At 73.7% G+C, this 22,198-nt stretch carries 14 protein-coding genes, 1 other RNA gene and 1 pseudogene; 12 read left to right on the forward strand and 4 right to left on the reverse strand.

The window, feature by feature from the left end; genetic code table 11:
- Positions 1 to 11: 11 nt before the first annotated feature.
- On the reverse strand, positions 12 to 1,397 hold the full coding sequence (locus tag ACRWNP_RS04505; RefSeq protein WP_431959614.1) for an ABC transporter substrate-binding protein: 1,386 nt from the start codon (positions 1,395 to 1,397) through the stop codon (positions 12 to 14).
- Between the two features lie 218 nt (positions 1,398 to 1,615).
- Complete coding sequence (locus ACRWNP_RS04510) at positions 1,616 to 4,699, reverse strand: FtsK/SpoIIIE domain-containing protein (RefSeq protein WP_431959615.1); 3,084 nt, start codon at positions 4,697 to 4,699, stop codon at positions 1,616 to 1,618.
- Between the two features lie 375 nt (positions 4,700 to 5,074).
- Here ACRWNP_RS04510 and ACRWNP_RS04515 point away from each other — a divergent pair, with 375 nt between their 5' ends.
- The 4 genes and pseudogenes from ACRWNP_RS04515 to ACRWNP_RS04530 all read left to right on the forward strand — a co-directional run bounded on the left by ACRWNP_RS04515 (position 5,075) and on the right by ACRWNP_RS04530 (position 11,492).
- Positions 5,075 to 6,802: a protein kinase domain-containing protein gene (locus ACRWNP_RS04515; protein ID WP_431959616.1), complete on the forward strand. Its 1,728-nt coding sequence runs from the start codon at positions 5,075 to 5,077 to the stop codon at positions 6,800 to 6,802.
- Positions 6,803 to 7,059: 257 nt separating this feature from the next.
- Positions 7,060 to 8,295: pseudogene (locus ACRWNP_RS04520) on the forward strand (serine/threonine-protein kinase); the annotation flags it as partial.
- 995 nt (positions 8,296 to 9,290) lie between these two features.
- Positions 9,291 to 10,409: a peptide chain release factor 2 gene (gene prfB, locus ACRWNP_RS04525; protein ID WP_431959617.1), complete on the forward strand. Its 1,119-nt coding sequence runs from the start codon at positions 9,291 to 9,293 to the stop codon at positions 10,407 to 10,409.
- Positions 10,410 to 10,673: 264 nt separating this feature from the next.
- On the forward strand, positions 10,674 to 11,492 hold the full coding sequence (locus ACRWNP_RS04530; RefSeq protein WP_431959618.1) for a hypothetical protein: 819 nt from the start codon (positions 10,674 to 10,676) through the stop codon (positions 11,490 to 11,492).
- 149 nt (positions 11,493 to 11,641) lie between these two features.
- Here the strand turns inward: ACRWNP_RS04530 and ACRWNP_RS04535 are convergent, their stop codons facing one another.
- Complete coding sequence (locus tag ACRWNP_RS04535; RefSeq protein ID WP_406265207.1) at positions 11,642 to 11,833, reverse strand: hypothetical protein; 192 nt, start codon at positions 11,831 to 11,833, stop codon at positions 11,642 to 11,644.
- Positions 11,834 to 12,108: 275 nt separating this feature from the next.
- Between ACRWNP_RS04535 and ftsE the strand changes: the two genes are divergently transcribed.
- The 5 genes from ftsE to ssrA all read left to right on the forward strand — a co-directional run bounded on the left by ftsE (position 12,109) and on the right by ssrA (position 16,031).
- The gene (gene ftsE / locus ACRWNP_RS04540; protein ID WP_431959619.1) at positions 12,109 to 12,798 is read left to right on the forward strand and encodes a cell division ATP-binding protein FtsE; all 690 of its coding nucleotides are present in this window, start codon (positions 12,109 to 12,111) and stop codon (positions 12,796 to 12,798) included.
- Positions 12,799 to 12,842: 44 nt separating this feature from the next.
- The gene (ftsX, locus tag ACRWNP_RS04545) at positions 12,843 to 13,760 is read left to right on the forward strand and encodes a permease-like cell division protein FtsX (RefSeq protein ID WP_431959620.1); all 918 of its coding nucleotides are present in this window, start codon (positions 12,843 to 12,845) and stop codon (positions 13,758 to 13,760) included.
- Between the two features lie 67 nt (positions 13,761 to 13,827).
- Complete coding sequence (locus tag ACRWNP_RS04550) at positions 13,828 to 14,991, forward strand: S41 family peptidase (RefSeq protein WP_431959621.1); 1,164 nt, start codon at positions 13,828 to 13,830, stop codon at positions 14,989 to 14,991.
- 54 nt (positions 14,992 to 15,045) lie between these two features.
- On the forward strand, positions 15,046 to 15,528 hold the full coding sequence (gene smpB, locus ACRWNP_RS04555; RefSeq protein WP_431959622.1) for an SsrA-binding protein SmpB: 483 nt from the start codon (positions 15,046 to 15,048) through the stop codon (positions 15,526 to 15,528).
- A 116-nt stretch (positions 15,529 to 15,644) separates the two neighbouring features.
- Positions 15,645 to 16,031, forward strand: a transfer-messenger RNA (tmRNA) gene (gene ssrA / locus ACRWNP_RS04560).
- 289 nt (positions 16,032 to 16,320) lie between these two features.
- On the opposite strand, the gene ACRWNP_RS04565 is transcribed toward ssrA, so the two are convergent.
- Positions 16,321 to 17,529, reverse strand: coding sequence for an MFS transporter (locus tag ACRWNP_RS04565; protein WP_431959623.1), 1,209 nt, complete (start codon positions 17,527 to 17,529; stop codon positions 16,321 to 16,323).
- Between the two features lie 98 nt (positions 17,530 to 17,627).
- On the opposite strand from ACRWNP_RS04565, the gene ACRWNP_RS04570 reads away from it, so the two are divergent.
- The 3 genes from ACRWNP_RS04570 to ACRWNP_RS04580 all read left to right on the forward strand — a co-directional run bounded on the left by ACRWNP_RS04570 (position 17,628) and on the right by ACRWNP_RS04580 (position 21,412).
- Positions 17,628 to 18,617 carry a LysR family transcriptional regulator gene (locus ACRWNP_RS04570; RefSeq protein ID WP_431959624.1) on the forward strand — a complete coding sequence of 330 codons (990 nt, stop codon included), beginning with the start codon at positions 17,628 to 17,630 and terminating at the stop codon, positions 18,615 to 18,617.
- A gap of 103 nt (positions 18,618 to 18,720) precedes the next feature.
- Complete coding sequence (locus ACRWNP_RS04575) at positions 18,721 to 20,112, forward strand: nitrate/nitrite transporter (protein ID WP_431959625.1); 1,392 nt, start codon at positions 18,721 to 18,723, stop codon at positions 20,110 to 20,112.
- Between the two features lie 154 nt (positions 20,113 to 20,266).
- Complete coding sequence (locus ACRWNP_RS04580) at positions 20,267 to 21,412, forward strand: uroporphyrinogen-III synthase (RefSeq protein ID WP_431959626.1); 1,146 nt, start codon at positions 20,267 to 20,269, stop codon at positions 21,410 to 21,412.
- Positions 21,413 to 22,198: the final 786 nt, after the last annotated feature.

Genomic DNA, 22,198 nt, shown 5'->3' on the forward strand with positions numbered 1-22,198 from the left:
ATCGCGGCCGCCTAGCCGGCGTACGCCTTGGCGGCGTCCGCTTCCAGTTTGGCCTGCGCGCCGGCGACGTCGGAGGGGTTCCGCAGGAAGTCCTGCAGGTCCTTCCACTCGCCCTTGCCCGCGGTGCCGCCGAAGGCCGCTGGGGCCTGGTCGGACATGTCGAAGCGGAAGTCGTCGCCCGCCGCGATCAGGCCCTGGGCGATCGACCGCGAGACCTCGTTCGGATAGGCCGACAGATCCAGCGACTTGTTCGGCGAGACGAAGCCGCCCGAGGAGGCCCACACCTGCGCCGCGTCGGTGGAGGCGAGGAAGGCCAGCAGCGCCTGCGCGCCCTTGCCGTCCTTCAGCGCCACGGCGACGTCACCGCCGCTGACCACCGGCGCCTTGCCGGAGCCCACCGCGGGGAAGGGGAAGACCTTGGCGTCCTCGCCCACCCTCGCCTTGGTGTTGTCGCCGATGAACGCGCCGACGAAGTCGCCCTCGTAGACCATGGCGGCCTTCGGCGGGTTGCCGGTGAAGGTCTGCGTCACGGACTTCGGGAAGTCGGTCTTGAGCGCGCCGTTCTGCCCGCCGGCGATCAGGTCTTTCTTGCCGAAGAGCTGGGCGAGTGTGGTGAGCGCGTCCTTCACCGAGGGGTCGGTCCACTTGATCTTGTGCTCGGCCAGCTGGTCGTACTTCTCCGGGCCGGCCTGGGAGAGGTAGATGTTCTCGAACCAGTCGGTCAGGGTCCAGCCGTCCGCGCCGCCCACCGATACCGGGGGAGTGCCCGACTCGAAGAGGGTCTCGGCGGTCTGGAGGAAGTCGTCCCAGCTTCCCGGCGGTCCGGAGATCCCGGCGTTCTCGAAGGCCGCGGTGTTGTACCAGACCAGCGACTTGTTGGCGGCCTTGGCGTAGACGCCGTACTGCTTGCCCTCGTACGCGCCCAGGTCCTTCCAGCCGGTGGTGAAGTTCTTGTCGAGCTGTGCCTGGACGTCGGAGGAGAGCGGCTTCAGCCAGCCCTTCTGCGCGAACTGGCGCAACACTCCGACCTGCGGGAGGAACGCCACGTCCGGCGGCCGGCCGCCCTCGATCTTCGTACCGAGGAAGGTGGAGACGTTGTCGCCGGTGGGCACGAAGCCGACCTCGGCCCCGGTCCGCTTGGTGAACTCGTCCAGCACCTTCTGGAAGTTCTTCTGCTCCGGCCCGGTCCACACCGCCGCGACCTCGAGCTTTTGGCCCTTGAGGTCCGGCAGTGAGACGCTCCCGCTCGCGCCGGAACTGCTCCCGCCCCCACCGGGGTCGCCCTTGTCGTCGTCGCCTCCGCCGCACCCGGCGGCCGTCAGCGCCAGGGCGGCTGTCGCCAAAGCGGCGACGACCGTTCGTCGTGTACGTCGCGTGCGCCTGCTGGATGTCCGCATCTGCCTGCCCATCCCCTCAGCGCGGACCCGCGCCGCGGTGGCAGCCCGCCGCATGGCCGTGGCAGCTGCGCCGGGCGTCCCGTCCCCGCGTCATCCGCTGTTGCGCGTTCAGTCCTACGCCCTGTCTGATAACCGCCGCAATAGCGCCTCAGCGCGCGGGCGTTGGATCGTGACCGTCATGTGACCGGACGGGCCAACGGGGTACCGGAACGGGGCGGTCAGAGCAGCGGCGGCGCCGGATCGGCCGCCGCGGACTCCGCGGCACGTTGCAGGGCACTGGCCAGCAGGGCGAGGTCGGTGGGGCCGTTGCCCAGTTCGCGGACCGGCCGGCGCGCCGGCGGATCGCCCATGCGGTCCCACTCCAGCGGGACCACCGTGGGCCGCAAAGTCGCGGTACGCGGGATCCGGCCACTGACCCGGCCGGCCTGGAAGGCGGTGACGGCCCCGTCCGGCCGGCGCAGGTAACCGCGGCCCGGCAGGTCGTCGTCGACGGTCGCCGGCTCCTCGACGGCGACCAGCAGCGCGGCCGACTCCGGCTCCTCGGTGCGCAGTGCGATCCGCAGCCGCGCCGCGTCGTCGGTGTCGGTGCCCGCGGTGCGTTCCGGGCGGCCGGTCGCGGCGACCAGGTGGACGCCGAGGCGCTCGCCGTCGCGCGCCACGCTCTCCAGCGCGCGGACCACCGAGCCCGCGGCGGGCCGGCCGGGACTGCCGAGCGCGGGCGCGACCAGGGCGTCGAAGTCGTCGACCACGACGACCAGCCGGGGCAGCGGCTCGGTGGTGCGGGTCCGTACCCGCACCGCGCCGCGCACCTGCGGGTCCGCGGCACCGGCCGGGGCGTGGCCCGGCTCGGCCTGGCGAGGCACCGCGGGCAGCCGGCGGCGCTCGTGCCACTGCCCGAAGTCCGCTCCGTCCAGCAGTTCGTCACGGCGTTTCAGCTCCGCCGCGAGCGCCTGCGCGAACTCGCGCATCCGCACCGGGTCGGAGGCGGCCAGATAGGTGGAGACGTGCGGCAGGTCGGTGCAGGCGCGCAGCCCCTCGCCGCGCTCCGCCCCGGCGCCGTCGACGAGGATCAGGGCCAGCCGGTCCGGCCGCTCGCCCGCGGACAGGGCGGCGGCCACCGAGCGCAGCAGCTCGGTCTTGCCGGCGCCCGCGGCCCCGCCGACCAGCAGGTGGGGCCCCTCGGTGACCAGGTCGACCAGCACCCGGCCCTCCGGTCCCGTGCCCAGGACGGCCGCGGCGGCACCACCGGAGGGAGCGGGCTCGGCCCAGCGGGTGGCGATCTTCGCCGGGGTGGCGAGCGCCAGGTCCAGCTCGTCCAGGAGCCGGGCCGTGGGCGGCAGCGCGGAGCGCGTACGGCGGGGCGCCGCGGCCTCGCCCTCGCGCAGTGGGGCAAGAGCCCGTGCGAAACGCTCGGCCCAGGCCGCCGACACCGCCTCCATCGTCATGTGCTCCGGGCCGTGCGGCTCCATCCGCAGTGTCGTCGCGACGTCGCCCTCCAGCACGGCGACGGCACCGCACCGGGCGGCCAGCCGCTCCGGGCTCTCGGCCAGGCACAGCAGGTGCACCCCGGCCGACGGCCCGGCGGCCGCGATCCGGCCGGCGGCCTCGCGCAGATAGGCCGAGCCCGGGTCGCCGTCCATCACCAGCAGGGTGTACGGGCCCTCGCGGCGTGCCGCGGCCTCGGCCACCTCCTCGGGGGTGGCGGTCGCCCAGCCCGTGCCGAGCGGCCCCTCCTCGATACGCCGGACCACCTCGGCGACGCGGGCCTCGGCCTGCTCCCGGTCCGTCGCGGTGAGCAGCCGGCAGTCCTGGCCGTGTGCCGGGCGCAGATGCGGCAGCCAGTACAGCCACCCCCACTCCTCGGCCCGCTGCTCGGCGGGGCGGGAGCGGTCGGCGCTGATCAGGACGACCTCCAGCACGCCGGGCGCGTGCAGGGCGCACAGCTGGGCGATCACCGCCCGGGCCAGCCCGGACAGCCGCGGACGCGGCCCGGCGAGGCCCAGCACATGGGTGTGCGGGTCGCGCAGGTCCACGGTGAACGGCACGGCGGGCAGCGTCCGGTAGCCGTCCTCGGCGGTCAGGTCGGCGGTGCCGAGCCGGAGCGTGAGCAGGTCGGGATGGCCGGGGGCGCGCTCCCACAGCCGCGGGCCCGGCCCGAGCGCGGTGAGCAGGACGGCGGCGGGATCGGGCCAGCGCTCGCGCAGCGCGGCGGCGTCGGTCCGGTCGTACGTCGTCCCGCCCCCGGCGCCGGCGGCGTCCGGGTCACCGCGTCCGGTGGTCAGGCGCCTGGCCCAGCTCCCTATGGCGCCGGCCATCCGGCTGCCGGCCTCCGCGGCCCGCCCGCCGCCGCGGCGGCCCGGGGGCAGCGCGACCGTACGGGTCTGCTCGGACAGGCCGCGCTGCGGGGTGTCGCGCCGGGCGGGGGTGCCCTGCGCCGCATCCGCCGGGGCCTGCTCGGGCGTCGGCGCGGCGGGGGAGTCCACCCCGACGGCCCCGGACCCGGTGCCGGTGGTCGTCGGGCCGTCGGCGGGCGCCGCCTCCCGCGCGGCGGACCGCTGCGGGGTGGCGTCGGCGGGAGGGGCGGGACACCAGGTCACCACGCGGCCGCTTTCCGGCCAGGAGGCCGGGGGGAGGGTCACCTGCAGGTGCCCCTCGGCGTCGGGGACGGCGGGGACGGAGGCGGGCGGCGCAGGGACGGCCGAGCCCGGGGGCGCCGGCTCCAGCCGGAGGGTCGACTCGCCGATCCGCAGCAGCGCGCCGGCCGGGAAGGGGACCGCGCGCTCGCCCACGGGAGCGCCGTCGAGGGCGGTGCCGTTGGTGGAGCCGAGGTCGGCGACGGTGACCCGGCCCTCGCCGTCCACCGTGATGGCACAGTGCAGCCGGGAGACGTCAGGGTCGTCCAGCGGCACGTCCGCGTCCACGGACCGGCCGACCCGGATCCGGCCGCCCTGCAGCAGATGGACGCCGCCCGCGTCGGGCCCGCCGACGACGTGCAGCCGGGCGGCGGCCGTGGGGCGGCCGCCCTCGTGCCCGTCGGCGGGGGCGTGCAGCGACAGGACCGCGCCGTCGAGCAGCGGTGGCACCCCGAGCACGGCGGTGGCCGGGTCCAGTCGCTCGCTGCCCGCGTAGAGCGGGGGCGTGGACTTGCCGGCCCGCGCGGGCTGGCCGGAGCCGCCCGAGCCGGACGCGAGGGCGCCGGCCACGGCACCGAGGGGCGTGCCCGCCGGCGCGGTGACGAGCACGTCGCAGGAGCGCGCCGCGCGGCCGCCGCGCGGCCCGAGAACGGTCAGCCGGATCTGCATCTCCGTCCACGGTCCCTTCTGCCCGGATCCACCGCGGCGCGGGCCCCCGGCCCCACCCCGCCGTGCCCGGGACGTCGACACGTACAAGAGCGGAACGGCGGGCTCGCCTTGCTCAGCCGGCCCAACTGGCCCGCTTGCCCGGCGATACGCGATCCGCGAGACGCATCCTCCCACTCGCCGCCGACAGCTTGCCGCCGGTGCCCATCTTTGCGATCTTGAATGGTCAGCATTGGGCGGAAAGAGCAACCAAACGACCGTACCCCGCGTCATAACCCCACACCCGCCCCGTACCGGAACGCAGCCCCGCTCCCACGTGGCGGCACTACAGTGGGCGAAACAGGCCACGGACCAGGCCAAGATCCAGGGAGCGCGAACGTGCGGCCGGTAGGCAGCAAATACGAACTGGTGGAGCCGCTCGGGCGCGGAGCCACGGGCACCGTGTGGCGGTCCCAGGTGCGGGACACCGGCGAGACCGTCGCGATCAAGGTGCTCAAGGAGGAGCTGGCGGGCGATCCCGACATCGTCATGCGCTTCCTCCGCGAGCGCTCGGTCCTCCTGCGGCTGCGCCACCCCCACATCGTCCGGGTCCGCGACCTGGTCGTGGAAGGTGAGCTGCTGGCCCTGGTGATGGATCTGGTCGAGGGTCCCGACCTCTACCGCCACCTGCGCGAGAACGGCCCGTTCTCGCCGGTCGGCGGCGCCCTGCTGACCGCCGCGGTGGCCGACGCGCTCGCCGCCAGCCACGCCGACGGCGTGGTCCACCGGGACCTGAAGCCCGCCAACGTCCTGCTCGCCACCGTCGCGGGCCCGGACGGCACCCAGCAGATGCACCCGATGCTGACCGACTTCGGCATCGCACGGCTGGCGGACTCGCCCGGCGTCACCCGCACCCACGAGTTCGTCGGCACGCCCGCCTACATAGCGCCGGAGTCCGCCCAGGGCCGCCCGCAGACCTCGGCGGTGGACATCTACGGTGCCGGCATCCTCCTGTACGAACTGGTCACCGGCCGCCCGCCCTTCAGGGGCGAGAGCGCGCTCGAAGTGCTGCACCAGCACCTGAGCGAGGAGCCGCGCCGCCCTTCCACCGTGCCCGAGCCGCTGTGGACGGTCATCGAGCGCTGCCTGCGCAAGGAGCCCGGCGAGCGGCCCAGCGCGCAGAACCTGGCGCGCGCCCTGCGCGTCGTCGCGGCGGGCGTGGGCGTGCACTCCTCCCCGGCGCAGTCAGAGGCGGCGCTCGGCGTCGCCGCGCTGCTCGCGCCGGACCCGGCCCCCGCGACCGTCCCGGACACCCCGCTCGTCCCGCCGGGCACGGCCGACCCCACCCAGGTGCTGCCGAACCGGTCGCCGGCCGGCGCATACGACGCGTACGACCCCAATGCCGCCACCAGCGTCCTGCCCGCGTCCGCGGCGGGCACGGCCGACGCGACCCGGGTCATCCCCGGCGGCTCGGCACCGGCCGCGTCCGGCGACGGCACCCGCGTGATGCCGCCGGTGCCGGACGGGCATCCGGACGCCGGTGCCCCGCAGGGCCCGCACCCGTGGGAGTCGCAGCTCAACCGCGCGCGTGCGCGCGCCGAGCAGACCGAGATCCAGTACCTGGACCCGGAGCAGGACCCGCTGCGCCGCAGGCCTCGCCGTCAGGCCGCGCAGCAGCAGCAGCAGCCGCAGCCCCCGCAGGCGTACCAGCAGCGGCCGCAGCAGCCCCAGTACCGGCAGCCGGCGCAGCCCGCCTACGCGCCCCAGCCGCATCCGCAGCAGTACGCGCCGCGGCCCCAGCAGCCCGCGCCGCGCTATGAGCAGCCGCAGCACCAGCGGTACGAGCCCCAGCGGCCGTCCGCGCCCGAGCCGGCCCCGCACCGCGAGCCGCGCCCGCGCAGCGCCAACCCGATGAGGATCCCGGGCCTGGGGTGCCTCAAGGGCTGCTTCACGATGATCATCGTCCTGATCGTGATCGTCGTGCTCGTCTGGTACCTCACCCCGGTCCCGGAGTGGCTGGACACGGGCAAGAGCCTGTGGGGCACCGTCAGCGACGGCGTCCAGAACTTCTGGGACTGGGTCTCGGGCCTCGGCGGATCGTCGGGCGGCTCCGGCAACACCCCGTAGTACGGCGGTACGGCGGCGAGACCGCCCGGGCACGGCGTGGGGCACTGACCGCGCCGTGCCTGCCGGTGCGCCGGTGGCGTCGGCGTCGCTGGCGCACCGTCACCTTCCCGTGAGGCCGGTGTTGGTGATTTGTCGACTTCTGGAGGGTGATTTCTCCCGGAGAAGCCGCACTCACCCCCGACAGGTTCCCCCAACCGGCTCGCATCCGCGTAGCTTTGTCGCCAACACGACGGCACGTCGGAGGAGTCGGAGCAGCCTTGGGACGGAAGATCGGCAGCCGGTACACCGCGCACCAGGTGCTGGGGCGGGGTTCCGCGGGCACGGTGTGGCTGGGCGAGGGCCCCGAGGGCCCGGTCGCCATCAAGCTACTGCGCGAGGACCTCGCCTCCGACCAGGACCTCGTCGGCCGCTTCGTCCAGGAGCGCACGGCCCTGCTGGCGCTCCACCACCCGAACATCGTCGGTATCCGCGACCTGGTGGTCGACGGCAGCGACCTCGCGCTCGTCATGGACCTGGTCCGCGGCACGGACCTGCGCTCCCGGCTGGAGCGCGAACGCAGGCTCACCCCCGAGGCGGCCGTCTCCATCACCGCGGACGTCGCGGACGGCCTGGCCGCCGCCCATGCCGCGGGCGTCGTCCACCGCGACGTCAAGCCGGAGAACGTCCTGCTGGACTCCGCAGCCCCGCCCGGACCGGGCGGGGCGCCCCCGGCGCTCCTCACCGACTTCGGCATCGCGCGGCTGGTCGACTCCCCGCGCCGCACCCGGGCCACCCGCATCATCGGCACCCCCGACTACCTGGCCCCGGAGATCATCGAGGGCCTGCCGCCGCGCGCCTCCGTGGACATCTACGCCCTCGCCACCGTCCTGTACGAGCTGCTCGCCGGCTTCACCCCGTTCGGCGGCGGCCACCCGGGCGCGGTGCTGCGCCGGCACGTCACCGAGTCGGTCGCACCGCTGCCCGACCTGCCCGACGAACTGTGGCAGCTGCTCTCCCAGTGCCTCGCCAAGGCCCCCGCCTCCCGGCTCAGGGCGGCTGAGGTCGGGGCACGGCTGCGCGAGCTGCTGCCCGCCCTCGCCGGACTGCCCCCGCTGGAGGTGGACGCGCCCGGCGACCACCACGGAGAGGATGCCTACGGCCGCGAGCCCGGTTCCGTCACCGAGCCGTACGACCCGCCGGCCGGGCAGCCACGCGGCGCCGTGCCCCTGGTCCGCGGCTCCGCACCGGACTCGACGCGCGACACGCACACCAGCATCAAGCTGCCCACCGCGGAGGAGCTGGCCGGCGGCCGGCCCGCCGCGGTCCCCGGCCCGCGCACCCGGCACCGCCACCGCGCCGTCCCCGACGCGCTCCAGCGCCGCCGCGTCAAGATCGGCGCGGCGGCGGCGGCCGCACTTGTCGTCGGGCTCGGCGGCTGGGCGATCGCGGCCTCCGGCTCCGACGACGACGGCGGCTCCACCAGCCGCGAGGACAAGCCGTCCGGGCAGGCATCGACCACCCCGACCGCCCCCACGGGCGCCGCCGCCTCCCCGCAGGGCGCGGTCAGCAGCCCGGCGGGCACCGCCGAGGAGGCCGCGCTGCGCTGGTCCGGCTACACGGCGCTGCCCCGTTTCCCGGACCGCGCCGTCCATCCGGTGGGCGGCCCCCGGGCGATCTCCGTGTCCGGGACGACGTACGTCTTCACCCGGGGCAGCGACAAGAACGTCTGGTACCTGGTCTCCGGCACCTGGCACCGGCTCACCGGGATAAGCGTCGCCGACGACCCCTCGGTGGTCTCCCCGCGCGCCGGGCAGCTGGACGTCTTCGCCCTCGGCACCGACCACAGGGTCTACCGCCGCACCCTCAGCGGCGGCACGTGGGGCGACTGGTACCAGGTCGACCAGCCGGCCCGCTTCACCACGACCCCCGCCGCCGCGTCTTCCGCGCCCGGCCGGATCGACCTGGTGGGCTGCTCCGGCGGTGACCTCGTCACCTCCTCCTGGGTCGACGGCCGCTGGAACGCCTGGGCGCTGGTCCCCACCGCGGGCCGCGTCACCGCCGCCCCCGGTCTGGTCTCGGCCGCGTCCGGCACCCTCGACGCCTTCGCCGTCCGCAAGGCCGACGGCGCCGTGCTGCGCCTGCCGTACGTGAACGGCGCCTGGCGTCCCTCCGAGATCGTCACCGGCCTCGACGCCACGGGCCGCCCCGAGCCGGCCGTCTCCGGCGGCCGGCTCTACGTCCTCGCCCCCGCCGACGACGGGGCCCTGGCCGCGGCCGTCTCCGAAGGCGGCGCATGGACGCCGGTCCGGCTGTCCGCCAGCACCCCCTCCCACCCCGGTGTGACCACGGCGGACGACACCCTGACCCTCTACCTCCGCCGTGCCGACGGCACGCTCGCCCACGCCTCCGCCCCCGTCCCGGCCTGATCGGCGCGCGGCTCCCGGCCGCCGGCGGGCCCGCCCCGGCTCACCGGCGCGGCAACGCGCGGCGTGCCGGTACGCTGGGGGACGTGGCAGTCCTGGATGTATCCGAAGAGCTCAAGTCCCTCTCGTCGACCATGGCCTCGATCGAGGCCGTTCTGGACCTCGACAAGCTGAGGGCCGACATCGCCGTGCTCGAGGAGCAGGCGGCGGCGCCGTCGCTGTGGGACGACCCCGAGGCGGCGCAGAAGATCACCAGCAAGCTGTCGCATCTGCAGGCCGAGGTCCGCAAGGCCGAGGGGCTGCGCGGTCGCATCGACGACCTCGGGGTGCTCTTCGAGCTCGCCGAGGCCGAGGACGACGCGGACACCCGCGCCGAGGCGGAGGCCGAGCTGGAGTCGGTGCGCAAGGCGCTGGACGAGATGGAGGTCCGTACCCTCCTGTCCGGCGAGTACGACGCCCGTGAGGCGCTGGTCAACATCCGCGCCGAGGCGGGCGGCGTCGACGCCGCCGACTTCGCGGAGCAGCTGCAGCGCATGTATCTGCGGTGGTCCGAGCGGCACGGCTACCCGACCGAGGTCTACGAGACCTCGTACGCGGAAGAGGCCGGCATCAAGTCCACGACCTTCGTGGTGAAGGCGCCGTACGCCTACGGCACCCTCTCGGTCGAGCAGGGCACCCACCGACTGGTGCGCATCTCGCCCTTCGACAACCAGGGCCGGCGCCAGACCTCCTTCGCGGGCGTCGAGGTGCTGCCGGTCGTCGAGCAGAGCGACCACGTCGAGATCGACGAGACCGAGCTGCGGATCGACGTCTACCGCGCCTCCGGCCCCGGCGGCCAGGGCGTCAACACCACCGACTCCGCGGTCCGGATCACCCACATCCCGACCGGCATCGTGGTCTCCTGCCAGAACGAGCGCTCCCAGATCCAGAACAAGGCCAGCGCGATGAACGTCCTGCAGGCCAAGCTGCTGGAGCGGCGCCGCCAGGAGGAGCAGGCCAAGATGGACGCCCTCAAGGGCGACGGCGGCAACTCCTGGGGCAACCAGATGCGTTCCTACGTGCTCCACCCGTACCAGATGGTCAAGGACCTCCGGACGGACTACGAGGTCGGCAACCCGCAGGGCGTCCTCGACGGCGACATCGACGGCTTCCTCGAGGCGGGCATCCGCTGGCGCAAGCAGCAGGACCAGGGTGCCCGCGTCTGACGCGGCATCATCTTTGCGAAATCCTCACAACTGCCGTCCAATGGGCGGCAGTTGTGCGTTTTGGGTCACAGCCGCATAAGCAAGTGGCCGTCATAGTGAGCCAATTCCGGCATTGTGCTTGGAACGCCCTTGACGACGCTGTGAAATCTGGGAATCGTGATGCGCGGCATGCGTATGACTGGGGCGTGAGCGAACGGGGGCGAGCGCGGTCGGTGGCTCACGCCCCGGCCTTGAACGTGAACCGCCCCGCAGGACGCTCCCCCTGTGACGCTGCTCCATGGACGAGAAGCTACTGGGGGTAGTTGCCAGATGAGCAAGAAGAACACGCGGCTGCGGGTGGCCCGCATAGCCGCTGCCGCGGTGATCGCGGCCGGCGCCTCGCTGACGGCCGCCGGTGCCGCGCAGGCCGTCGGCCTGGACATCGGCCTGAGCGCCGGCGAGACCGAGGTCGGCGTTTCCGCCTCCTTGAACGGCGACGAAGATCCCACCTCCGGAGTTTCGGGTGACCCGACGGGTGGTGACCCGACGACGGGTGACCCGACGGGTGGTGACCCGACGACGGGTGACCCGACGGGTGGTGACCCGACGGGTGGTGACCCGACGACGGGTGACCCGACGGGTGGTGACCCGACGGGTGGTGACCCGACGACGGGTGACCCGACGGGTGGTGACCCGACGACGGGTGACCCGACGGGTGGTGACCCGACGACGGGTGACCCGACGGGTGGTGACCCGACGACGGGTGACCCGAGCACCGGTGGCAACGGCAACAGCGGTGGCAACGGCAACAGCGGCGGAAACGGCAACAGCGGCGGTTCCACCGACGGCGGCACCACCGATGGCGGCGACGGCACCACCTGCACCCTCGACGGTGACAGCGTGACCTGCGCCGACAACACCGACACCGACAACGCCGGCAGCAGCGAGGTCGTCACCCAGGGTGACACCAAGGAGGAGCTGGCCGAGACCGGTGCCGGCGAGACCATCTTCCTGCTGATCGGCGCCGCCACGATGATCGCGGGCGGTGTCGGCTTCCGCCTGATGCCGCGCCTGGTCGGCGGCGGCCGCAACGCCGCGGTCTGAGGCCCACGCCCGGACACCGGCGCACACAGGGGCCCGCGGCGCACGCGCCGCGGGCCTCCGCGCGTCCGCGTGAGGCCCCGGGAACGTCACAGGGGCCCGTCGCGCCGAAGCGCCTCGGGCCCCTGTGTTCGTCGTATGTGCGCGCCGCGCTACACGGCGGCCTCGTGGACCACCCACGCCACCGCGAGCAGTGCGACCAGCAGGGCGATGAGGGCTGCCGGAGAGACGGCCGCGAAGGGGTTCTCCTGCTGCATGCGGGCACGATGGGCGCGGCAGACGGCACAGCGGCCCTCGCTGACGGGGCCGGCGCAATTGGCGCACACCAGTCGGTCGACTGTCATGCGGTCGCCTCCTCCCAGGCGGCCGGGCGGCCGCTCCATGAACAACGCGCGACAGGGACGGTACGTTCCCGAGCCCCCCGACCACTGTGCCAGTTTCCGGGACGCTCGGCGCGCCCCGCGCGATTCCTGCGACTCCGAAGAGTGACGCATGTGGCCAATGCCTGCTTTGTCCCCCCGTGGTCGGTGAATAAACCCGTCATCCCGGACCGCGGACTGCGCGGGCCGCGGGCATTCGCGTAAGGTCGCCTCCGATCCCCTGTATCCGGAGTGCGACCGTGATCCGATTCGACAACGTCTCCAAGACCTACCCCCGGCAGAACCGTCCTGCACTTCGGGACGTTTCGCTGGAAATCGAGAAGGGTGAGTTCGTCTTCCTGGTGGGCTCCTCCGGCTCCGGGAAGTCGACCTTCCTGCGGCTGATCCTGCGCGAGGAGCGGACGGACACCGGCATGGTGCACGTGCTCGGCAAGGACCTCGCCCGCCTGTCCAACTGGAAGGTGCCGCAGATGCGCCGCCAGTTGGGAACGGTCTTCCAGGACTTCCGCCTGCTGCCCAACAAAACGGTCGCGGAGAACGTGGCGTTCGCCCTCGAGGTGATCGGCAAGCCGCGCGGCACCATCCGCAAGACGGTCCCCGAGGTGCTCGACCTCGTCGGCCTCGGCGGCAAGGAGGACCGCATGCCGGGCGAGCTGTCCGGCGGTGAGCAGCAGCGCGTGGCGATCGCCCGGGCGTTCGTCAACCGCCCGATGCTGCTGATCGCGGACGAGCCCACGGGAAACCTCGACCCGCAGACCTCCGTGGGCATCATGCGGCTGCTGGACCGCATCAACCGGACCGGCACCACGGTGGTGATGGCCACCCACGACCAGAACATCGTCGACCAGATGCGCAAGCGCGTCATCGAGCTCGAGAAGGGGCGACTGGTCCGCGACCAGTCCCGCGGCGTCTACGGCTACCAGCACTGAGCCTGGACCCCGCCCTGCACACCGCGGCCTTCTGAAAGGACAACATGCGCGCCCAGTTCGTGCTCTCGGAGATCGGCGTCGGCCTCCGGCGCAACCTCACCATGACCTTCGCGGTCATCGTCTCCGTGGCCCTCTCGCTCGCGCTCGCCGGCGGCTCGTGGCTCGCCCGCGAGCAGGTCGACTCGATGAAGGGCTACTGGTACGACAAGGTCCAGGTGTCGATCTTCCTCTGCAACAAGAACGACGCCAAGACCGACCCCAACTGCACCAAGGGCGCCGTCACCGAGGAGCAGAAGCAGGACATCGAGAAGCAGCTCAAGGCGCTGCCGCTGGTGGAGAAGTACTTCCACGAGAGCGCGGAGGACGCCTACAAGCACTACAAGGAGCAGTTCTCCGACTCGCCGCTGGCCGACTCCCTCACCCCGGACCAGATGCAGGAGTCTTTCCGGGTCAAGCTCAAGGACCCGACGAAGTTCCAGGTGGTCGCGAGCGCCTTCCAGGGCCGTCCCGGCGTCCAGGAGGTGCAGGACCAAAAGGCCCTGCTGGACAACCTGTTCGGGCTGCTCAACGGCATGACGCTGGCCGCGCTGGTGGTACTGGCGTTCATGCTCGCGGTGGCGATGATGCTGATCGTCAACACGGTGCGCGTTTCGGCCTTCAGCCGGCGCCGTGAGACCGGGATCATGCGGCTGGTCGGCGCCTCCAGCTTCTACATCCAGATGCCGTTCATCATGGAGGCCGCGTTCGCCGGTCTGGTCGGCGGTGGCCTGGCCTGTCTGATGCTGCTGGTGGGCCGCTACTTCCTGATCGACCACGGCCTGTCGCTGCAGACCAAGGTGCCACTGATCAACTTCCTCGGCTGGGGCGAGGTGGCCCAGGTGCTGCCGCTGGTGCTGGTGGTGGGCATGCTGATGCCCGCGCTGGCGGCCCTGATCGCGCTGCGCAAATACCTCAAGGTCTGATTCGCGCCAAGGGCGCCGTACGGCCAACTTTCCGTACAGCGCCCGCTTCTCGCCTAGACTGCCCGACGTGCTGAGCCACTGTCCGCCCGGAAGACAACGCCGTCTGCGCCGCGCCGCGGCGCTGACAGTGGTCTTCGGGGCGGTCCTGGCGACGGGCGCCGCGGCGGGCTCCTTCGGGGGCCTCGGCGCGGAACGGCGGACGCCGCCGAACTCGCGCATCCCGGCCGGCCCCGTCGCCGACATCGACGAGATCGCGGAGGCGATCGCGGCGGGCAAGGTGGGCCCGCAGGCCGCGCAGGCCCTGGTCAGCCGCAGCGGCGACCGCTGGTCCTCCTTCTACACCGCCCAGGAGTACGAGGGCTTCCAGCAGTCCCTGGACGGCCGGTACGTGGGGGTCGGCCTGTGGGTGCGGCGCACCGAAAACGGCCGCATCGGCATCGACCGCGTCCAGTCCGGCAGCCCCGCCGCCCGGGCCGGCGTGCGCGCCGGGGACCGGCTGGTGAGCATCGACGGCACGGAGGTCACCGGCCGTCCCGTCACCGAGGTCGTCGCCCGGCTGCGCGGTTCGGACGCCGCCGGCACCGTCGTGTCCCTGGGCCTGCGGCGCGGTACGCGCTCCTGGGAGGTCTCACCGCGGCGGGCCCTGCTGCCGACGGAGTCCGTTCGGGTGCGGCACGTTCCCGGCGGCGTCACCGTGGTCAAGGTCGACGCCTTCACCAAGGGCGTCGCCGGGCAGGTCCGCCGTGTCCTGGCCGGCCGGCCGGGACACGAGGGCATACTCCTGGACCTGCGCGGCAACTCCGGTGGCCTGGTCACCGAGGCCGTCGGCGTGGCCTCCGCGCTCCTGGACGGCGGCCTGGTCGCCACGTACGACGTCCACGGCAAGCAGCAGGCGCTCTACGCCGCCGACGCGGGCGACACCGACACCCCGCTCGTCGTGCTCGTCGACGGCGGCACGATGAGCGCGGCCGAACTGCTCGCCGGTGCCCTCCAGGACCGCGGCCGTGCCGTCGTCGTGGGCTCCCGCACCTTCGGCAAGGGGTCGGTGCAGATGCCCAGCCGGTTGTCGGACGGCTCGGTCGCCGAACTCACCGTGGGCCACTACCGGCTGCCCGCGGGCCGTCGGGTGGACGGCCGCGGTGTCGAGCCCGACCTGTTGGTCAGCGGTGGCGCGGACGCCGAGTCCGAGGCCCTCGGGGTGCTGGACGGTCTGGGCACGCCGGCCCGCTGACCGGCGCGCAAACCGGTACCCCCGGCCTCGCCGAGGTGCGAGAATGGCGGCGCTATGGCAAAGGAAACGGGTCGCAAGCTGATCGCGCAGAACAAGAAGGCGCGGCACGACTACCACATCCTCGACACCTACGAGGCGGGCCTGGTGCTCACCGGCACCGAGGTGAAGTCGCTGCGCCAGGGACGCGCGTCCCTGGTCGACGGCTTCGGCCAGCTCGACGGGGGCGAGGCGTGGCTGCACAACGTGCACATCCCCGAGTACACGCAGGGGACGTGGACGAACCACTCGGCGCGGCGCAAGCGCAAGCTGCTGCTGCACCGGGCGGAGATCGAGAAGCTCTTCCAGAAGTCGCAGGAGACCGGTCACACGATCGTGCCGCTCTCCCTGTACTTCAAGGACGGCCGGGCGAAGGTCGAGATCGCGCTGGCCAAGGGCAAGAAGGACTACGACAAGCGGCAGACCCTGCGCGAGAAGCAGGACCGCCGCGAGGCGGACCGGGCCATCTCGGCGGCGCGCCGCCGGCAGCGCGGGCAGTGAACGCCGCCCGCGCCCACGCGCGGGAATGCGCTGGCCACCGTGCGCGTTCGTCACGTACGATGGCGGCAGTCCCACCGGACGGTGACCGCCCGGTGAGCAGCTTGAAAAATCAACATGGGGATGATCGGTTTCGACTGGGGATGTCGAAGCAGGGGAAGCGAGCCGAGAAAGCGGCAATGATCTCGTAAACCATATGCCGAAAAAAATAATCGCCAATAACAAGAGCGATTCCTCCGCCTTCGCCCTCGCTGCCTAATTAGCAGCTAGCGAAGACTCCGCGGAGTGTCAGCCCGGGGCTGTTCCCGACCCGGATCCTGGCATCAGCTAGGGGACTAAACCACTGGGCCCGGCCACGGGGCCCGGTGGGAAACCAAACAGTGGCTGGGCCCGTCGGCGGCTTGTCCGCGTGACTGCCGGGGCCGAGAAAAGCACAGCGGACTGCGCTCGGAGAAGCCCTGGTTCCGCACCACAGGACGCGGGTTCGATTCCCGCCATCTCCACTGACCCAACGGAAGGCGATGCCTGCCGCGCACTGCGCGGGAGGCATCGCCTTCCGTCGTTTCCAGGGGCTCACAGAGCGCTTGGGGCGATCCACCGGCGCAGGGATACACGTTCCCCGCACTCACGCGGGCGCCCGGCGCGCCGAGCGTGCACACCGCCGTCACGGGCCTGCCGTTGTGGGAGGGCAAGGCCTTCGTGCTCGCGGTCGCGATGGCCGAGCACACCATGAGCGTGCTCGTCGTCTCGCCGGCCGCGGGGGACGGCGGCGCCCGGCGGCTGACGGCCGGCACGTCAGGCCCGGCGCCGGGCCGTCCGCAGGGAGGCCGCCGCGACCAGCGCGGCGGTGGCCGCGGCGATCGCCGGTATCGCGTACGCGGGCAGCGCGCCCCGCTGCTCCACGACGGACCCCGCGGCGAAGGAGCCCGAGGCGATGCCGCCCAGGAGGGCCGTGACGGCGAGCGTCATCCCCTCGTTGAGGCGGCCGGGAGGGACCTGGCGCTGGATCAGGGCCATGCCGTTGATCATCGTGGGTGCGGTGGCCATGCCCGCCAGCAGCAGCGCGGGGGCCAGCAGCCACAGGCCGCCGAGGGCCGCCGCGGGCAGCGGGCCGAGCATGAGGACGGCCATCAGGGCGACGCTCGCGGCGAACCGGCCCCCGGCGGTGCCGCGGGGCCGGCGCAGCCCGTACAGCAGGCCCGCCACGCACGAACCCGCCGCCTGGAGGGCGAGCACCGCCCCGGCGGCGCCGCGGTGCCCGTGGGCGTCGGCGAAGGCGATCGTGGTGACCTCCAGGGCGCCGAAGACGGCCCCGGTCGCCAGGAACGTCAGCAGGACGGCCGGTACCGCGGCCCGCCCCGCTGCCACGTCCCGGCCGGCCGTGGCCCGCGGCACCGGCGGCGGCTCGGTGCCGCGCTGCGCGGCGAAGAGCAGGATGCCGCCGAAGAGCAGCAGCGCCCCGGTCAGCGTGCCGGCCTCCGGGAACAGAGAGGTGCACAGGAAGGCCGCGAGGACCGGGCCGAGCATGAAGCAGCCCTCGTCCGCGGCCTGCTCGAAGGAGTTGGCGACATGCCGGGCCCGCTCGTCCTCGCGGTACAGGTGCGCCCAGCGCGCCCGCGCCATGCCGCCGGTGTTCGGCGTCGTGGCGGTGGCGGCGTACGCGGCGAACAGCGTCCAGGCCGGGGCGTGCAGCCGTACGCACACCACCAGCGCGAGCGAGCCCAGCGCGGCGAGCCCCGCGGCCGGCACGGCCACCCGGGCCTGGCCGTGCCGGTCGATCAGACGGGCGGTCCACGGGGCCACCACGGCCGTCGCGGCGAGTCCGGTGGCGGTGACCGCCCCGGCCAGCGCGTACGAGCCGTACCCCGCGGCGATCATGACGACCGCACTGACGCCGAACATCCCCATCGGGAGCCGGGCCAGGAGGTTCCCGGTGGTGAAGGCCCGGGTGCCGGGCAGGGCGAAGAGCCGCCGGTAGGGGGCGGCGAAGGCGAGCGCGGTCATGCGATCACTCTCCCGGGGCGCCCCCGGCGCGGTCCAACACCTGATCAGCGCCCATTGACGCGTTCCCGTTGTCAATCGCGGACGTGTTCAATGGACGGATGCCGCACGCCATCGACCCGCGCCTGCTGAGGGCCTTCACCGCCGTCGCGGAGGAGCTGCACTTCACCCAGGCCGCCGCCCGCCTCCACGTCGCCCAGCAGGCGCTGAGCCGGGACGTCCGGCGCCTGGAGCGGGAACTGCGGGCCGAGCTGTTCGTACGGACGACCCGATCGGCGCGGCTGACCGCCGAGGGGGAGCGGCTGCTGCCGTACGCCCGGCGCGTGCTCGCCGCCCACGACGAACTGGCCGCCGCCTTCGCGCCCGCCGGCCGTCCGCTGCTCGTCGACATCGGCGCCCCCGTGGGCACCGGCCACCGGGTGCTGACCGCCGCCCGCGCCGCCGCGCCCGAACTCGAACTGACCGCGCGCTTCCACAGCGGGCTCACCGGCGCCGCTGCCGGGATCCTCGCGGGCCGCCTGGACGTCTCCTTCGGGCGCGCGGCGGGCCTCGCCCCCGCGGTGCTGGACCGGCTGGAGCACCGGCCGGTCCGCTACGAGCGGATGGCGGTGCTGCTCCCGGACGGCCACCGGCTGGCCCCACTCGCCGAGGTGCCGCTCGGCCGGCTCGCCGGGGAGTCCCTCTACGCCGCCGCCGGGAACCCGGACACCGCCGAATGGACGGACCTGGCCCAGCGCCTCTTCCAGGGCCGGGGCATCTCCGTGGCCGCGCCCTTCCCCGCCATCGACGGCCCGGAGGAGTTCGTCCGCCTGGTGCGCAAGCACCGCTGGCCCGTACTGGCCAGCACCGAGTTCATCGACCTGCCCGGCTTCGTCCTGCGCCCGCTCACCGCCCCCGTACCGCTCGCCCCGGTCTCCATGGTGTGGCGGCGCGGACTGCGCCACCCGGGACTGGACGCCCTGCTCCGGACGGCGCGGCGGCTCGCCGACGAGGACGACTGGCTCACCCCGCCGGACGGCGCCTGGCTGCCGGAGCCGGACACCCGCGTGATGGCGCCCCCGGCGCTCACACCGGGACCGCGCACCGGGTGAGAGCAAGGTTGCGTGGCGGTCACCTCAGGCCATCGGGCGGAAACGCGCCGTTCCTACCGTCGTGGGCATCATCCGACGAGCGACATCAGGGCCTGGAGGCGTCATGACTGCCGCGAGCACCACAGCACGCAAGGGCGGCCGCTGGATCGAGCGGTGGGACCCCGAGGACGAGGAGTCCTGGGAGAACGGCGGCCGGCGCGTCGCCCACCGGAACCTGCTCTTCTCCGTCCTGTCCGAGCACGTCGGCTTCTCGGTCTGGACGCTCTGGTCGGTCATGGTGCTCTTCATGGGCCCGGAGTACGGCATCGACCCCGCCGGGAAGTTCTTCCTGGTCGCCATGGCCACGGCGGTCGGCTCCGTGGTCCGCGTCCCGTACACCTTCGCCGTGGCGCGCTTCGGCGGCCGCAACTGGACCGTCCTCAGCGCGCTCATGCTGCTGCTGCCGACGATCGCCGCCGCCGTCGTCATGGAGCCCGGCACCTCCTACGGCACCTTCCTCGCCGTCGCCGCGCTGACCGGTGTCGGCGGCGGCAACTTCGCCTCCTCCATGACCAACATCAACTCCTTCTTCCCGCTGCGGAGGAAGGGCTGGGCACTCGGCCTCAACGCGGGCGGCGGCAACATCGGCGTGCCCGTCGTCCAGCTGGCCGGCCTGCTGGTCATCGGCACGGCCGGCGCCGGTCACCCGCGGCTGCTGCTCGCCGTCTACATCCCGCTCATCGTGGTCGCCGCCACGCTCGCCGCCCTGTACATGGACAACCTGGCGCCCGTGCGGAACGACACCGGCGCGGCCGCCCTGGCGGTGAAGGACGGCCACACCTGGATCATGTCCTTCCTCTACATCGGCACCTTCGGCTCCTTCATCGGCTACAGCTTCGCCTTCGGGCTCGTCCTGCAGAACCAGTTCGCCCGCACCCCGCTGGAGGCCGCGTCCATCACCTTCGTCGGCCCGCTGCTCGGCTCGCTCATCCGCCCCGTCGGCGGGCGGCTCGCCGACGCCTACGGCGGGGCACGGATCACCTTGTGGAACTTCCTGGCGATGGCCGCAGCCACCGCCGTGATCGTCCTCGCCTCGGCACAGAAGTCCCTGACGCTGTTCTCCGCCGCCTTCGTCGCCCTGTTCATCCTGACCGGCCTCGGCAACGGCTCCACGTACAAGATGATCCCGGGCATCTACGCCGCCAAGGCCGCCGCCAAGGGGCTGACCGGTGAGGCCGCGGCCGCCTACGGGCGCCGGCTGTCCGGAGCCGCGATGGGCCTGATCGGCGCCGTCGGCGCGCTCGGCGGCCTCGGCATCAACCTCGCCTTCCGGCAGTCCTTCCTCACCCGGGGCACCGGCACCCCGGCCTTCGTGGCCTTCCTGGCCGTCTACGCGGTCTGCTTCGTGGTCACCTGGGCCGTATACCTGCGCAGGCCCGCGCCGGCTCCCGCTCCGGCGGCCGGGCCCGGTACGAGGGCCGAGCCGGAGCCGCAGCTCTCCTACGCGGAGGTGTAGCCCCGGCCAACTGCGTAACAACGGGGAAATGCCGGTGATCCCGGACCGTCACCGGGGCTTGGAACCATGCGCGGAACGGGGCGCACGACTCCGGGACCCGGGACGGTCCCGGGCCTCCGTTGCACGTGTACCTCCGGCGGAGCGAGGCAGAGCCATGCAAGTGCGACACGCAGACGTCCTTCCCCTGGCGGGCTTCACGGTCGGCGTCACCGCGGCCCGTCGCGCCGACGAACTGTGCGCCCTCCTCGAGCGGCGCGGCGCCGTGGTCATGCGGGCCCCCGCGCTGCGGATCGTCCCGCTGCCGGACGACACCGAACTGCTCGCCGCGACCGAGCGGTTGCTCGACCGCGGCCCCGACGTCGTGGTCGCCACCACGGCGATCGGCTTCCGCGGCTGGATCGAGGCCGCCGACGGCTGGGGGCTCGGCGAGCCCCTTCTGGAACGGCTGCGCCACGTCGAACTGCTCGCCCGCGGCCCCAAGGTGCGCGGCGCGATCCGCGCGGCCGGGCTCAGGGAGTCCTGGTCACCGGCGTCCGAGTCGATGGCGGAGGTCCTGGACCGCCTGCTGGACGAGGGCGTCGCCGGCCGGCGCGTCGGCGTCCAGCTGCACGGGGAGCCGGTGCCCGGCTTCAGTGAGGCGCTGCGCGCGGCCGGCGCGGAGGTCGTCGGCGTCCCCGTCTACCGCTGGATGCCGCCGGAGGACCTCGCGCCGGTCGACCGGCTCATCGACGCGGCCGTCGCGCGCGGGCTGGACGCGGTCACGTTCACCAGCGCCCCCGCGGCGGCCTCCCTGCTGGACCGGGCCGAACGCCGGGGCCTGCGCGGCGAACTACTCGACGCCCTCCGCCACGACATCCTCGCGGCCTGCGTGGGCCCCGTCACGGCGCTCCCGCTGCAGGCCCACGACGTGCCCACCACCCAGCCCGATCGGTTCCGCCTGGGGCCGCTCGTCCAACTGCTCGCCGCGGAGCTCCCGGGGCGGGCGCGCCCCCTCCCCGTCGCCGGGCGGCGCCTGGAGATCCGCGGTCACGCGGTCGTCGTCGACGGGGAGTTGCGGGCCGTCCCCCCGGCCGGGATGGCCCTGCTCCGCACCCTCGCCCGGCGCCCCGGGTGGGTGGTCTCCCGGGCCGACCTGCTCCGGGTGCTGCCGGGGGCGGGACGCGACGAGCACGCCGTGGAGACGGCGATGGCGCGGCTGCGGGCGGCGCTGGGGGTGCCGAAGCTCATCCAGACGGTGGTCAAGCGGGGGTACCGCCTGGCGCTCGATCCGGCCGCGGACGGCAAGTACGCCTCCGCGTGAGCCGTAAGCGGCGCCGTTGTCGTGTGCGGGTCCGTTGCGCCTGCGGCGGGCGGTTCCCCCACCGCCCTCCCGATTGCCCGGCGCGGTCAGTGCGGGCCTCGCACCGTGGGCCTGGGTCGGTGCCGCGCCGGGGCACGTCCCCAGCCTTCGGCCGGGGGGACCCCCACCTCGGGGCTCGCGGTTTACCCCCACGTCATCTGGCGCCGGGTCCGCCGCTCGTCCCCTGCGGGGCACCCCGCCACACCCCTCCCGTCGCATGGCCGGCTGACAGCCGGGCGAGGTGGAGGTAGCGGGCAGTCGTCCCGCAAGGCGGGACGGGTGGGCGCACCCCACCCACCGGCGTGCACACGCCGACGAGACCGTGCGCACCGGGCAGGTGCGGCGCCGTTGTGGGGTTGCGCCAGCCCTCCCCCAGCTACCGCTGGGGGTGCCCCCAGCCTCCGGCGAGCGGCCGACCCGCAACCAGGTCCGGCCGTTGGTCGCGGAACCGGCGGAGGGGGCGGGGGCGTAGGCGTGGGCGTTCTGGACGCTGACGTGTATGTGCTGTGCGGCATCCGGGGTCCGACCTGCACCGCCGCCATGCACATGAATATGCGGTCCAGAATGCCGACCCCGGGGACCCCGACCCTGGCCGACCCAACGCACCCCGCGAGGCGGCAACCAACCGCGCCGGGCAATCGGGAGGGTGGGCGGGGAAACCCCCAACGGCAACCACGACGCACCCGCACGCGGCGACACGGGGTACCCCGCACCCTTCGGGAGGCACTCGCCGAGTGGGCGGGAAAC

Origin of the sequence: Actinacidiphila sp. bgisy160, assembly GCF_965342435.1 — a bacterium.
In the GTDB taxonomy this organism is placed as follows: domain Bacteria; phylum Actinomycetota; class Actinomycetes; order Streptomycetales; family Streptomycetaceae; genus Actinacidiphila.